Annotated in this window: 1 protein-coding gene; it reads left to right on the top strand. The window is 64.6% G+C overall.

What is annotated here, in order from left to right; translation table 11 throughout:
* Positions 1–646: pseudouridine synthase (locus JK635_RS28580; RefSeq protein ID WP_202654794.1), on the top strand; the 646-nt coding region annotated here is incomplete at both ends.

Genomic DNA, 646 nt, shown 5'->3' on the forward strand with positions numbered 1-646 from the left:
CGCGCAGCCAGATTCAGCTGGAACGCGAACTGCTGGACGCGCTGCATACCTGAATTCCTGACAACCGCTTTCCTGATTCACAACATGACTGAACCGTTACGCCTGTCCAAACGCATGTCCGAACTGGGCCTGTGCTCCCGCCGTGAAGCCGATGAATGGATTGCCCGCGGCTGGGTGCGGGTCGATGGCGTGGTCATCTCCGAACTCGGCAGCAAGGTGCTGCCGCACCAGAAGGTGACGGTGGAACGCCAGGCCGCCGCCGAGCAGTCCAAGCGGGTGACGGTGCTGGTACACAAGCCGGTCGGCTATGTCAGCGGCCAGGCGGAAGACGGTTACCGTCCGGCGCTGGTGCTGGTGACGCCGGAAAACCGTTGGGAGGAAGATCGCGCGCCGCTGCGCTTTCATCCGACCCAGCTACGCAGCCTGGTGCCGGCCGGGCGGCTCGACATCGACTCGACCGGCCTCCTGGTGCTGACGCAGGACGGACGGGTGGCCAAGCAGCTCATCGGCGAAGACAGCGCGGTGGAAAAGGAATACCTGGTGCGGGTGGAATACACCCGGCCGGGACGCTTGCCCGACAGCGAACTGAAACGCCTCAATCACGGCCTGACGCTGGATGGCAAGAAGCTCAAGCCGGCGCAGGTCC

Source organism: Neobacillus paridis (assembly GCF_016765675.1).
Taxonomy (GTDB): Bacteria; Bacillota; Bacilli; order Bacillales; family Cytobacillaceae; genus Neobacillus; species Neobacillus paridis.